General features: G+C 57.2%; 13 protein-coding genes and 1 tRNA gene. 8 read left to right on the top strand and 6 right to left on the bottom strand.

Annotated features, from left to right (window positions below; translation table 11 throughout):
* Positions 1–220: 220 nt before the first annotated feature.
* From DXX99_RS05045 to DXX99_RS05010, 8 genes are all read left to right on the top strand, one after another.
* On the top strand, positions 221–1,504 hold the full coding sequence (locus DXX99_RS05045) for a homoserine dehydrogenase (protein ID WP_115792423.1): 1,284 nt from the start codon (positions 221–223) through the stop codon (positions 1,502–1,504).
* Positions 1,501–2,424, top strand: coding sequence for a homoserine kinase (gene thrB / locus DXX99_RS05040; protein WP_115792422.1), 924 nt, complete (start codon positions 1,501–1,503; stop codon positions 2,422–2,424). The genes DXX99_RS05045 and thrB overlap by 4 nt, the downstream gene beginning before the upstream one ends.
* 48 nt (positions 2,425–2,472) lie before the next feature.
* Positions 2,473–3,699, top strand: a complete 1,227-nt coding sequence (locus DXX99_RS05035; protein ID WP_115792421.1) for an aspartate kinase — start codon at positions 2,473–2,475, stop codon at positions 3,697–3,699.
* 103 nt (positions 3,700–3,802) lie between these two features.
* The gene (locus tag DXX99_RS05030; protein WP_115792420.1) at positions 3,803–4,531 is read left to right on the top strand and encodes an ATP-binding protein; all 729 of its coding nucleotides are present in this window, start codon (positions 3,803–3,805) and stop codon (positions 4,529–4,531) included.
* Positions 4,495–5,064 carry a hypoxanthine phosphoribosyltransferase gene (hpt, locus tag DXX99_RS05025; protein ID WP_115792419.1) on the top strand — a complete coding sequence of 190 codons (570 nt, stop codon included), beginning with the start codon at positions 4,495–4,497 and terminating at the stop codon, positions 5,062–5,064. Before DXX99_RS05030 ends, hpt begins: the two co-directional genes overlap by 37 nt.
* A 23-nt stretch (positions 5,065–5,087) precedes the next feature.
* Positions 5,088–6,620, top strand: coding sequence for a glutamine-hydrolyzing GMP synthase (gene guaA / locus DXX99_RS05020; protein WP_115792418.1), 1,533 nt, complete (start codon positions 5,088–5,090; stop codon positions 6,618–6,620).
* A gap of 63 nt (positions 6,621–6,683) precedes the next feature.
* Positions 6,684–6,759: transfer RNA gene (locus DXX99_RS05015), tRNA-Thr, on the top strand.
* A 91-nt stretch (positions 6,760–6,850) separates the two neighbouring features.
* The gene (locus tag DXX99_RS05010; RefSeq protein WP_015738903.1) at positions 6,851–7,162 is read left to right on the top strand and encodes a hypothetical protein; all 312 of its coding nucleotides are present in this window, start codon (positions 6,851–6,853) and stop codon (positions 7,160–7,162) included.
* A gap of 179 nt (positions 7,163–7,341) precedes the next feature.
* Here the strand turns inward: DXX99_RS05010 and DXX99_RS05005 are convergent, their stop codons facing one another.
* From DXX99_RS05005 to DXX99_RS04980, 6 genes are all read right to left on the bottom strand, one after another.
* Positions 7,342–7,560: a NifU family protein gene (locus DXX99_RS05005; RefSeq protein ID WP_115792417.1), complete on the bottom strand. Its 219-nt coding sequence runs from the start codon at positions 7,558–7,560 to the stop codon at positions 7,342–7,344.
* A 31-nt stretch (positions 7,561–7,591) separates the two neighbouring features.
* Positions 7,592–7,876 (bottom strand): ferritin family protein, encoded by a 285-nt coding sequence (locus tag DXX99_RS05000; protein WP_115792416.1) that lies wholly within the window; start codon positions 7,874–7,876, stop codon positions 7,592–7,594.
* Positions 7,877–7,882: 6 nt separating this feature from the next.
* Positions 7,883–8,302 carry a ribonuclease HI family protein gene (locus tag DXX99_RS04995; RefSeq protein WP_115792415.1) on the bottom strand — a complete coding sequence of 140 codons (420 nt, stop codon included), beginning with the start codon at positions 8,300–8,302 and terminating at the stop codon, positions 7,883–7,885.
* A 70-nt stretch (positions 8,303–8,372) separates the two neighbouring features.
* Complete coding sequence (locus tag DXX99_RS04990; RefSeq protein ID WP_115792414.1) at positions 8,373–10,142, bottom strand: carbon starvation CstA family protein; 1,770 nt, start codon at positions 10,140–10,142, stop codon at positions 8,373–8,375.
* A gap of 147 nt (positions 10,143–10,289) precedes the next feature.
* A complete protein-coding gene (locus DXX99_RS04985; RefSeq protein ID WP_115792413.1) occupies positions 10,290–11,087 on the bottom strand; it encodes a LytR/AlgR family response regulator transcription factor in 798 nt (265 codons plus the stop codon).
* Positions 11,062–12,783: a sensor histidine kinase gene (locus DXX99_RS04980; protein ID WP_240610824.1), complete on the bottom strand. Its 1,722-nt coding sequence runs from the start codon at positions 12,781–12,783 to the stop codon at positions 11,062–11,064. Before DXX99_RS04980 ends, DXX99_RS04985 begins: the two co-directional genes overlap by 26 nt.
* Between the last annotated feature and the right edge of the window lie 98 nt (positions 12,784–12,881).

The following is a 12,881-nucleotide window of genomic DNA, read 5'->3' as shown; positions in this document are numbered from 1 at the left end:
CGAGGTCCGGTAACATCATTAACCAGAGCCCTCAAAGCTTTGAGCCGGAACATCGATCTTCTCTGGTAGTTCGTCCTGGTCCGGGGATGGTGGGGCTCGAGACTCCTACAGTAGGTTGACACGATCTTTGAAGGCCAAAGTATCTTCCTGGGCAAGAGGTTTGAGTGATATAATTCTTTTGTATGTGGACAGGCTCTAGGAATTGAGGGGAGGAGCCCTAGTGCGGAGCTTCGGGGTAGGGCTTTTAGGGTTGGGAACAGTGGGGCGGGGTGTTTACCGGGTGCTTCAAGGAAACGGGGAGATAATCGCCTCCCGCCTTGGTGCCCGGCTGGAAGTAGTAAAGATTCTGGTGCGGGATCCTCAAAAGGACCGGGGGCTTGCCGTGCCTCCGGAGCTTTTGACCACCAACCCTCAAGATGTGCTTTCCCACCCGGCGGTGGATATTGTGGTGGAGGTCATGGGTGGAGTAGAGCCAGCGCGACAGTATGTGCTCCAAGCCCTGGAGCAGGGGAAGATGGTGGTCACGGCCAACAAAGATCTGCTGGCCCTGCACGGCAAAGAGCTCTTTGATGTGGCTTCAGCCGCCAGGGCCGACCTCTTTTTTGAGGCCAGCGTGGCGGGAGGCATCCCCATCATAAAGATCCTCAAGGAGTCTTTGGCTGCCAACCGCATCCACGAAATTATCGGTATTATCAATGGTACAACTAACTACATTCTGACCCGGATGTCGGAGGAAGGTTTGGATTTCGCCTTGGCCCTGAACGAAGCCCAAAAGTACGGGTACGCCGAAGCCGATCCCCGCGCCGATATTGAAGGGCTAGACGCAGCCCGCAAAATAGCCATTTTGGCCTCTATCGCCTTCAACTCCCGGGTGACCTTCCCGGAAGTATACGCCGAGGGGATAAGCCGGATAGAACCGGCCGACATAAAGTACGCTCGGGAGCTGGGCTATACCATAAAGCTTCTGGCCCTGGCCCGAGAAACAGAAAAGGGTCTAGAGGTGCGGGTTCACCCCGCCCTCGTTTCCCTCAAACACCCCCTAGCGTCGGTGCGCGACGTCTTCAACGCCGTCTTCGTCCGGGGGGACGCCGTAGGGGAGGCCATGTTTTACGGTCGGGGAGCGGGGGAGCTCCCCACCGCCAGCGCAGTGGTGAGCGATATCATGGCGGCGGCCAGGCAGCTTTTACACGGGGTAAAGGGAATGTGGGGGTGCACCTGCTTCGAGCAAAAACCGCTGGTTCCGGTGGGAGAGACGGAATCCTGCTTTTACCTGCGGATAAAAGCCGTCGACCGCCCCGGGGTGCTGGCGGGTATAGCCGGTGCCTTCGGGCGCCACGAGGTGAGCTTGGCCGCAGTGATCCAGAAAACCACCGGCGAGGTGGCCGACCTGGTGTTGGTAACCCACCGGGTGAAGGAAGCCAACTTGCGCGCCGCCGAAGAAGAACTAAAGAAGCTCCCCACCGTAGAGGCGGTGGCCAACGTCATACGGGTGCTGGAGGAATGACTCTGATAAGCGTGACTGTACCGGCCAGCACGGCCAACCTAGGATCGGGTTGTGACTGTTTTGCCCTGGCGCTTTCTCTTTACCTAAGGGTGACGGTGGAGTCGCGCCGGGAAGAAGGGGTACTCTGGGAGATAAAGGGCGAGGGAGCTTCTCTCCTGTGGCAGGAAAGGGAAAGGAGTCTTATTCTGGGAGCCTTCAGGCGCGTGGGGGAGCAGGTGAAGACGGTTTTTACTTTTTCCGGCTTAAAGATCACCGTGGACAACCAAATCCCGCTAGGAGCGGGTCTGGGATCGAGCGGAGCGGCGATCGTGGCGGGCAGTCTAGCTGCCAACTTGCTTACCGGTTCCGCCTTAACTAAGGAAGAGGTTTTAAACCTCGCTGCGGACATGGAGGGACATCCGGACAATGTGGCCGCTTCCTTGCTGGGTGGAGCAGTGGCAGTAGCCCGAACAGAGAGGGGAGTTGTGGTAAGCCGAGTGGAGGTGGATCCGGAGCTTAGGATCGTGGTAGCCCTCCCGCATTTCCCCCTTCCTACCGCTGCTTCGCGCCGCCTTCTTCCTTCCCATTACCGGCGGGAAGAGGTCCTCTTTAACCTAGCGCGCGCTGCTTTGCTGAGCAGCGCGTTCGCTTGCCGGCGTTACGAGCTCTTGCGCTGGGCTATGGAGGATCGCCTTTACTATCCTTACCGGGAAAAGCTCATTCCCGGTGCCGGCAAGGTTATTGAGGCGGCGCTGGCGGCGGGGGCTTGGGGAGCAGCTTTAAGCGGGGCTGGCCCCTCTTTGGTAGCTTTAACCCCAGAAGCCTTGGCTTCTGAGGTGGGAGAGGCCATGCGGGAGGCCTTTGCGCGGGCGGGGGTGGAAGCACGCTTGCTCGTTTTGGTCCCGGACAACAAAGGGGCTAAGTGCGAAGTAGCATCCTAACCAAAGAGATCGTAAAATTTCTGGGGGAAACGGCTCGAGGTGGGTAAAATGCTGGTAGTTCAGAAGTTCGGGGGTAGTTCGGTAGCCAACGCGGAGAGGATAAAGCGAGTGGCCGAGCGGGTCTGGCGCACAAAGCAGGCAGGCGACGAGGTAGTGGTGGTGGTCTCAGCCATGGGAGACACCACCGATGAGCTCATAGACCTGGCCCGCCAGGTAACTTCCGACCCCTCCCCGCGGGAAATGGACCAGCTTTTGAGTACTGGAGAGCAAGTATCGATAGCCTTATTGGCCATGGCCCTACAGGCCCTAGGGGCCGAGGCGATCTCGCTTACTGGAGCGCAGGCCGGGATAACCACCGACGGCGTTTACGGCAAGGCCAGCATAAGCACGGTGGATACCCACCGGCTTAAAAAGGAGCTGGCGGCGGGACGCATCCCAGTGGTTGCCGGCTTCCAGGGGCTGGCGCCCAACGGCGACGTGACTACCCTGGGGCGCGGCGGCTCGGACACTACGGCGGTAGCTTTGGCCGCAGCCTTGCAGGCAGACCTGTGCGAGATCTACACCGACGTGGAAGGGGTCTTTACCGCCGACCCCCGTCTGGTTCCGGAAGCGGTCAAGCTGCCGGCCATATCTTACGACGAAATGCTTGAGCTGGCCTGCTTGGGGGCGGTAGTTCTACACCCCCGAGCGGTGGAGTTGGCTAAGATCTATCAGGTTCCCCTGCGAGTGCGTTCCAGTTTTTCTGAAGATCTAGGTACGGTGATCAGGGAGGAGGACGATATGGAGAAAAAGAGGGTAGTCAGCGGGGTGGCCCACGACCTCAATGTGGCCAGGATCGGGATCTTCGACGTTTACGACCGGCCGGGCATAGCCTACCGCCTCTTCTCCTCCTTAGCGGCGGAAAACATAAATGTGGACATGATAATCCAAGGAATGACACGCGACGGCCGGAACGACATTTCCTTCACCGTCTCGCGCTACGACCTTCCCCAGGCCCTCAAGGTGGTGGAGAAAGTGAAGGAAGAGATAGGAGCCAAAGGTTACACCTTCGACGATCGGGTGGGGAAAGTATCAATTGTGGGCGCGGGGATGATAACCCGTCCCGGTGTTGCCGCGGCTATGTTTGAGGCTTTAAGCCGCGAAGGAATTAACATCGAGATGATAAGCACCTCCGAAATCAAAGTTTCCTGTATAATCAAGGAAGAAGAAGTGCCTAGGGCGGTCAGGGCGCTGCACCGGCACTTCGGTTTGGAGAATCTGGGGGACAGGGAATAGCATTTCTTGTCAAGAAGCGGCAAAAAAGGCTGGTTGACATGATACCAGGGGGGTGATAGATTAAAGCTCGATTTAGGGGACGAGCGACGGAGGCCGTGCGGAAATGGTTTTTCCCGAGCGCGAACTGCCGCAGTATATTAAGGAAAATAGCACTAAATATGGAAATCTGAACTTTGGAACAACTGAGAAAAGCGAACTTTTCCACCTGGTCGAGGGCAAAATACGCCACCTCCTCACCGGATTGGCCTTGCTCAGTGAAGCGGCGCTTCTGGAAGAAAATTTAACCTTCGAAGGAGAACAGGTTCTGTTGAGCCTGCGGGAGCGGAGCCTAGAATTACGCAGGCTCCTGCGCCGCCTGGTTAAAACCGGTGCGGAAAAAGAGCTGCCACCCAAGGCCACGGTTGAGGCATTAGTGGCTTCTTGTTACTGGCAGATCCGGCCACTTGCCAGCCAGTGCGGGGTGAAGTTTGAAGCTTATATCAGGGGCAAGGCTAAGAAAGTGCTGGTGCCGACGGGGTTTCTGCAGGAGATCCTGCTGGGGCTGGTGGAGTGGGCCATAAAGCGGAGTCCCGTCGGGGGCAAAGTGGTTTTGTGCTGTGGCTCAACTTCTAAAACTATACTTTTCACCCTGGAATACCCCCTGGATCCCCAGGGATCCTGTAGACTTCAGGACGACGGTGAGGAGAGCGTTTTCTTCCTGACGCGCCAGTGGCTCAAGACCCTTGAGGGGGGTCGCCTCTGGTCGGAGGGCTCTTTGAGGGAGTTAAACCGCTTGAACTTGGAGGTTCCGCTGAGGTGGGTAAAGGAAAGCTTTCTTTATGGCAGGAAATAGATAGGGTGCTGATCTCCAGGGAGGAGATAGCCGCCCGGCTGGAGGATCTGGCCGGGGCCATCGCTTCCGAATTGGCCGGAGGGGAGCTTTTGGTTATAGGGGTGCTGAAAGGTGCGGTCATCTTTCTAGCTGATCTGGTACGCAAGCTTCCTTTCCCGGTGGAGATAGATTTCTTGGCCGTATCGAGTTACGGTAAGTCCAGCGTTTCTTCTGGCGTAGTGCGCATAACCAAGGATTTGGACTACGACATAACCGGGAAGCGGATACTGTTGGTGGAGGACATCGTAGACACCGGGCTTACCCTTAACTACTTGCTGGGGCACCTAAAATCCCGCCAACCTCAATTACTTAAGGTCTGCGTTCTGCTGGACAAGCCGGAGCGCCGCAAGGTGCCGGTGCAGGTGGATTACGTGGGTTTCACTATCCCGGACGAGTTCGTGGTGGGATACGGTCTGGATTACGCCGGGCGCTACCGCAACCTGCCCGACATTTGCGTGCTCAAGCGCGAAGTTTACCAGGCGCCCCGAGCCTAGTTCTTGCGAGGAGGTAAGCTTTGTTGCCGCAACAGGAGTTGGTCTTGATCTTAGATTTTGGCGGGCAGTATACCCAGCTTATTGCCCGGCGGGTGCGCGAGTGCCACGTCTACTGCGAGATCATACCTTACCATACCTCTTTGCAGGAAATCAAGGAACGCCGGCCGCAGGGGCTAATTCTTTCCGGTGGCCCAGCCAGCGTTTACGAGGAGTCTGCTCCCCGTGTTCCCTTAGAGCTTTTCGAGATGGGCCTTCCGGTGCTGGGAATATGCTACGGCATGCAGCTTATGGCCCATCTTCTAGGGGGGGAGGTCAAGCCGGGAATCTACCGGGAGTATGGGCGGACCGAGCTTTATCTGTCCTCTCCTTCTCCCCTGTGGGAGGGGGTAGACAGCCCCACGCCGGTGTGGATGAGCCACGGCGATCTGGTTACCAAGGTCCCGCCGGGTTTTACGGTCACCGCCTCTACCAAGGACGTGTCGGTAGCTGCCATGGAGGATCCCGCCCGGCGGCTTTACGGGGTTCAGTTCCACCCGGAAGTGGCGCACACCGCGGCGGGGAAACAGATAATCCGCAACTTCCTTTTCAAGGTGTGCAACTGCCGGGGAAGCTGGACCATGTCCTCTTTTATTGCCAGTGCAATCGAAGAGATAAGGAGCCGGGTGGGAGAGGAGAGGGCCCTCGCGGCTTTGAGCGGTGGGGTAGACTCTACTGTGGCCGCAGTTCTGGTTCACCGAGCCATAGGGAGCCGACTCACTTGCGTTTTCGTTAACCATGGCCTCCTGCGCAAAGGGGAGGCGGAGTCGGTCCGCGCTGCCATGCAAGCTTTGGGCGTACCCCTGGTTTACGTGGATGCTTCCGCCCGGTTTTTGGCGCAGTTAGAAGGCGTGGTGGACCCGGAGGAGAAGCGCCGTCGGGTAGGGCACGAGTTCATCCGGGTTTTCGAGGAGGAGGCGCGTAAACTCGGGAAGGTGCGCTTCCTGGTGCAGGGAACCCTATACCCGGATGTTATCGAGAGCGGCACAGCTTTAAGTCACCGCATAAAGTCGCACCACAACGTAGGAGGGCTTCCAGAAGAGATGGAACTGGAGCTCCTGGAGCCCTTGCGCTACCTCTTCAAGGACGAAGTGCGGGAACTGGGCAAAGAACTGGGCTTGCCTGAAGAAATCGTTTGGCGTCAGCCTTTTCCAGGTCCCGGGCTGGCGGTGCGGATACTGGGAGCGGTCACGCCCGAGAAACTTTCTTTGCTGCGCGAGGCCGATGCTATAGTTACCGAGGAAGTTAAGAAGGCGGGGCTGGAAAAGAAGCTCTGGCAGTATTTCGCTATCCTCACCGACACTCGCACGGTGGGGGTTATGGGGGACAGGCGTACCTACGCTTACACGGTGGCCGTGCGGGCAGTGGAAAGCCAAGACGGGATGACGGCCGACTGGGCACGCTTACCCTACGACTTGCTAGAGAAAATCGCTTCCCGAATAGTCCGGGAGGTACCCGGGGTCAACCGGGTAGTCTACGACATCACTTCCAAGCCGCCTGCTACCATAGAATGGGAATAAAGGAATCGTTTTTTCTTGACAAAATTTTAGATTCGGGCTAACATAAAAGTGTGGAGCTTTCGGGCTGGTGTAGCTCAGCAGGCAGAGCAGCGCACTCGTAATGCGCAGGTCGCCGGTTCGAGTCCGGCCACCAGCTCCAAGTATACTTAAGCCGGTTTTCGGGGAGCTCCTGCGGGGCAAACAGGAGCTTTTTCGTTAGAAGCTGTAGGAGAAAGGAGGTGCAAGGGGATATGGCCAAGGCTTGGGTGGTCAACTCCGATTACGACGCTTACCGCGAAATCGCCCGGGCGGTCGTTTTCCAGGCCCTGCGCGACGCTATCAAACCTAAGTTTGTTTCGAGCGAAGGGGAGCGCCGGGCGGTTAAGGAGGACGCTTTGCGTTTCCTAAGAAAGGCTGTGGAAGAAGATGGTTACGAGCGGCTGCTCTTTGAAGTGGCAGGTATATGCGCCCGCCAGGCCCTTAAGTGGGTCTCGGAGTTGCAGGCAAGCCAGGGGGAAGAGCCTGACCAAAAGGGGGCCAACGATGCTTTTCTTTCGAGCTAAGAGGAAATATGGGGATAAGAAAGCTAAGGAAAGGTAAACGGCGCGGCGCGTGCTTAGTACAGCACGGAAGTGCCGGCCGTTTAAAGGCCGTTTTTTATTTTCTCTTTCCGGCGTCAACAAAAAAGCCAGCTAAAGCTTTTAGCTGGCTCCAGCTTCAAAACCTTAAGAATCGTGGTGTTCTAAACTGCCACTACCTCTTTAACTTCGGGTACGGCTTCTTTGAGAATGCGCTCTATGCCCTGCTTGAGGGTCACCATAGCCATCGGGCAGCCGCCGCAAGCCCCCTTGAGCCGTACCTTTACCACCCCGTTTTCTACCGCTACCAGCTCCACATCGCCACCGTCCCGCTGCAGGTAGGGACGTATCTGAGCTAGTGCCGCTTCCACCTTTTCCCGCATTTTGAGCTGCGTACCTCCTTGAAATAGACTCTTACTCGCCTAAGAGCTCTTCTACTTCCTCAGCGCCGTTTTCCAGTTCCTCGGCCTGTTCTTCATCTAAGCGCAAAAGTAGCGCCTGGAATTCTCCCACGTGCGTCTTTTCTTCCCGAGCCACATCCAAAAGAAGCGCCTGCACATTCTCGTCGGTGGCCATGGCCGCCAGCTGCTCATAAAAGCTTATGGCGTCAAGCTCGGCGATGATGGCCGCCCGCAGTATCTGCTTGTCGATATCCTCGCGATCCACCTTCGTGAGGTCGAGCGGAAGGCGCGACATCATACCTCTTCACCTCCTTCCCAGCTCCAAAGCCTGGTTGGCTACTTTGTCGGCCAGGAAGTTTTCTTCCCGGGGCACATGGCGCAGGCTGAGGGACACACGCGGGTTACCTTTGAGTAGGGCTTGTACCCTGTCGGCTAAGCTACGAAGCTCAGGCGACCGGATCCGGTATTCACCGTTGAACTGCCTGACCACCAGCAGAGAATCCGAACGTATATCCAGTTCCAGCTCTTCCTGGGGGTGGCTGGTCAGGGCCAGTTCCAGTGCCCAGGCCAGCGCTTCCCATTCCGCCACGTTATTAGTGGCTGTTCCTAGGAGCTTGGCGTGGATCTCCCGCAAGTTTCCCTTCTCGTCTAAGAAGACCACCGCGCATGCCGAGGGCCCCGGGTTTCCCCTGCTTGCTCCGTCGATGTGAACGATAAGCCGCATTGTGCTTCCATATTATCATGGCTTGCAGGGACAGGCAAGTTTCGTCTGCCCCCGATTTCCCGAAATTTCCTTAGGCTTGCTCCTTCCTGCTCCTGGCTAGGTTGATCCAGACGCGCACCGAGTCGATTACGATTAAGCCCACCATGACCAGCATGATTCCCGAAAGGACGGCCAGTAAATAGTTTTGCTTGGGAAGATAGTTGTTGACTATGTTCTGGTACCCAGCCGCCGCGGTGGTTACCAGCAGGAAGGCCATGGGGATCACGGTAACCCAGATGTAGCGTGCCTTGCCACTTCTCAGCAGCATGGTGGTCACTATGGCCAAGGCCATGCCGCCCAACAGTTGGTTGCTGACGCCGAAGAGGGGCCAGATGGTAGAGATGGTGCCGGTGTAAAGGAGATAGCCCCAGGCAAGAGTGAAGATGCCGCTGGTGAGTATGACTCCCGGCCACCAGCCGTAGTTCCTAAGTGGCGGATAGATGGCTCCGCCCAGCTCCTGCACCAGGTAGCGTCCCACACGGGTGCCGGCGTCGATCAAGGTGAGAATGAAAAGGGCTTCGAACATGATGGCAAAATGGTACCAGTAACTCATCAAGTGACGTAAGCCACCTATGCGGGAGAAGATGTCGGCCATGCCTACCGCCAACGAAACTGCTCCACCCGGGCGGCCGGCGAGGTTCTCTCCTACCAACTGAGAAAGGTAGGGAAGATCTTGAAGCTGCATACCCAGCTTGGCGAAGATCTGGGGTGGGGTGTTAATGGCGAAGTAGTCGGCCGTGGGAAGGACGGTGGCGGCGATTAAGGCCATTATAGCCACAAATCCCTCGGCCAGCATAGCACCGTAGCCTATGGGCAGGATGTCGCGCTCGTTCTTCAGCATCTTAGGTGTGGTACCCGAGGAGACCAGGGCGTGGAAGCCCGAAAGGGCGCCGCAGGCAATGGTGATGAACATGAAGGGCCATACTTTACCAGGTATCACCGGACCTCCTCCGGCCACAAACTGGGTCACGGCCGGCATCTTCAAGACCGGGTTTACCAGGATGACCCCCGCTGCCAGCAGGACCATCACGCCGATCTTCATGTAGGTGCTAAGGTAGTCGCGGGGCACCAAGAGCAGCCAGACTGGCAGGGTGGCGGCCAGGAAGCCGTAAGCTGGTATGAGCAGGGAAAGGGTTTGCTTGTCTAAGGTAAAGTAGGGGGCCAGCGATGAGTGCTGGATTACCGGACCTAGGATTACCGCCAAGATGATCATAAGAACGCCCAGCACAGTGGCTTCAGCCACCTTTCCGGGGCGCAGCCACCGGAGGTAGACACCGATGAAGAGGGCTATGGGGATAGTCATAGCCACTGTAAAGGTTCCCCAGGGGCTCTGGTAAAGGGCGTTGACCACCGAGATACTGGCCCCGGCCAGTACGATGAGGATGAGGAAGAGAACGGCCAGCAGGACAAGCCAGTAGGACACGGGGCTTACTTGCTTGCGGGCTATTTCGGCTAACGATTGCCCTCCGTGGCGCACCGAGGCGAAGAGCACCACCATGTCGTGGACGGCACCAGCCACTACGGCCCCTATAAGAATCCAGAGGAAACCGGGAAGGTAACCGAACTGGGCGGCTAACACGGGTCCGATCAGGGGACCAGCGCCGGCGATGGCAGCGAAGTGGTGACCGAAAAGGATCCAGCGGTTAGTGGGTACGTAGTCCCGTCCGTCGTAATGCTGCTCCGAAGGCACGGGGCGGTTGGGGTCGAGGGCTAGAACCTTGGCCGCGATAAAAGCGCCGTAGAAGCGGTAGGCGAGAACGAAAACCAGTAAAGCCACAATTATGAGTACCAGAGCATGCATAAAGTCTTCAGACCTCCCCTCCAAGCGAGCCTGGGTCTTCTCCTCTCGCTATTCTAGGGAGACCTGAAAGAAAAACCGAACTTTATCGAGATGACCAGAAGAAAAAAATAAACCAGCGGAAAAGAACCGGGGACGAAAAGAACTGGTTTACTCTTTGGCCAGGCAGCATTCGGAGGAGTAGGGGAGACCTAGCAACGCTTTCAGCTGCTTCACCTGAGCTTTGCTCACCGGAATGTGGGTGCGCTTATCGTCTTCCATTATTACCCAGTAGGTGCCTTTAAACCAGGGGACAAGCCCCCCTATGCGGGCAAGGTTTACCAGGAAGCTCTTATGCACCCGTAAAAATCCGTAGTTCTTCAGGCGCCCCTCCAGTTCGGCGAGCCGACCCCGGTAGAGGAAGTACTCTTTAGCGGTGTGGACCAAGACTTCTCCCTCATGGGCCTGGGCGAAAATGATGTCCTGGTAAGGAATGAGGCGTATCTCTCCTTCTTTTTCTACCGGTAGCTTCTTGAGTTTTGGCGTACCCTCCTCCAGCAAATGCGACAGGCGTTTAAGGACTTCCTCCCAGCGGGCGGGTTGGCTTTTGAAGGAACTTAAGCGCCTTATCGTCTGCGCCAGTCTTTCTGGCTCGAAGGGTTTCAGGATATAATCCACCGCTCCCAACTCAAAAGCACCCACCGCGTAGTCATCGTAGGCGGTGGCGAAAACCACGAGGGGAGGGTAAGCGAGGGAAAGCATCCGCTTGGCTGCCTCAAAGCCTGAAGTCCCCCGCATACGGATGTCAAGAAAAACTACGTCCGGCCGGAGCTTGGTTACCAATTTCAAAGCATCTTCGGCATTATCGGCTTCTCCTACGATCTGACACTCGGGGTAAAAGGAAAGTAGGTACTTAAGTTCGTCGCGAGCCAAGGGCTCGTCATCAACCACAATAGCCGTAAAGGGCATTTCCTTCCACCTCTCGCTTGGGGAAGCTTAAAGACACCTCCGTCCCCTGGCCGGGAGTGCTCCTTATCTTCAACCCGTACTCCGGACCGTAAAACTTCTTTAATCGCTCGTTGACTAAGAAAAGTCCCAAGCCCCTTCCCCGGCCATAACCGGCTAAGGGGATTTTGGCAAGTTCGGCAGGGGCTATCCCTACGCCGTTATCCTTGACCGTAATCATTACCTCTCCCGGCAAATCTTCCACGATTATCTCCACTTTACCTCCCTCGGCTTTGGGATAGAGGCCGTGCTTTACAGCATTCTCTACCAGGGGCTGCAGAATGAGGGGCAGAACCGGACAGCCCAGGGCCGAGGAATCCACCCGGTAAGAAACCTGAAGTTTCTCCCCCTGCCGGGCCTTCTCGATGGCCAAGTAAGCCTCTACGCAAGAGAGCTCTTCGGCCAGGGGTATGACGGTGTTTTCGTCCCGCAAGCTGTGACGCAGGAACTTGGCTAGTTTTATCAGTAGCTCACGAGCCTCCCCGGGCCGGGTGCGTATGAGGGAGGTTATGGTGTTGAGCGCGTTGAAAAGGAAGTGGGGATGCACCTGGGCCTGCAGGGCCTTGAGCTCGGCCTGGGTCTTAAGCCTCGCTTGGTACTCCAGTTCGGCTATTTCCAGTTGAGTAGAGAAGAGGCGGGCCAGGCCTCGTGCCAGCTCCAGGTTCACCGGCGTGACGCTGTTTTCCTGGGTGTGGTAAAGTTTTAATGTCCCTATGGTGTTTTCGCGCAACTTGAGCGGTACCACGACGGCCGATCCTAGGCGGCAGTTGGGGTGGCAGCAGCCGATCTCTTCCCTGGTCTGAGCTACCTGGATCTCTCCTGTCGCCAAAGCCTTTAGAGTAGCGCTGGTGAGTATGGGATGTCCTGAGTGATGGTGGTCGCTGCCGGTGCCTACGTGGGCCAGGATTTTCTCCCGGTCGGTGATGGCCACTGCAGCCACCTTCAAGGAGTGGTAGATGATGGAGGCCACCTGTTGGGCCGAGTGCTCACTTAATCCCTGGCGCAAGTAGGGAAGGGTCTGATTGGCTATCTTGAGAGCCTGCTGGGCCTGCAGGGCGGCCACCCTTTCCTCCTGCTCCACCGCCGCCTTCACGATGAGCATGAAGATGGCCACGCCGATGGAATTAACCGTTATCATGGGAAGGCCGATGATCTTTACCAGAGCCAGGGCTTCAGGAAAAGGGCGGGCCGTCAGCAGGATGATACCCATCTGCAGCATCTCGCCCGCCAAGCCGGTAAGCCAGGCTATGTGCCAGGGAACGAGATTCCGGCGGTAGTAATGCCGTACCAATCCTCCCAGCGTTCCTTCCACTACAGCGGCCAGGCCGCAAGCGAAGGCGGTAAATCCTCCTAAAAAGTAACGGTGTACGCCGGCTATGAGTCCAGCTCCTGCTCCGACCAGCGGTCCGCCCAAGAGTCCGGCTACCATGACGCCTACCACCCGCGAGTTGGCCAGGGCCCCGTGAATAGGAACGGCAGCGTAAGTCCCGAGTATGCCCAGGCCACCCATCACCAGGGTGAGCAGCAGCTTGTCCCGGGGAGAAGGCTGGCGGGAAAGGATGCGGCCCAGGGCGGGCATGCGGGAAAGGAGGAAAGCCGCCGTGGCTATCAAGCTGAGTCTCTCGGCTAGGATGAGGGCCAGAATCCCCGGTTTCATCATCCCACCTTCTAAATGAGTGCTACCCAGAGCTCATTGTAGCAAAGAGTAAGAAAGCTTGACAAATGGGGCTCCTGATAGGAAGATGAGTTTAGGAAAAA

This window comes from Ammonifex thiophilus, assembly GCF_003368535.1.
In the GTDB taxonomy this organism is placed as follows: Bacteria; Bacillota; Desulfotomaculia; order Desulfotomaculales; family Ammonificaceae; genus Ammonifex; species Ammonifex thiophilus.
This window is presented reverse-complemented; position numbering and strand designations above follow the sequence as displayed.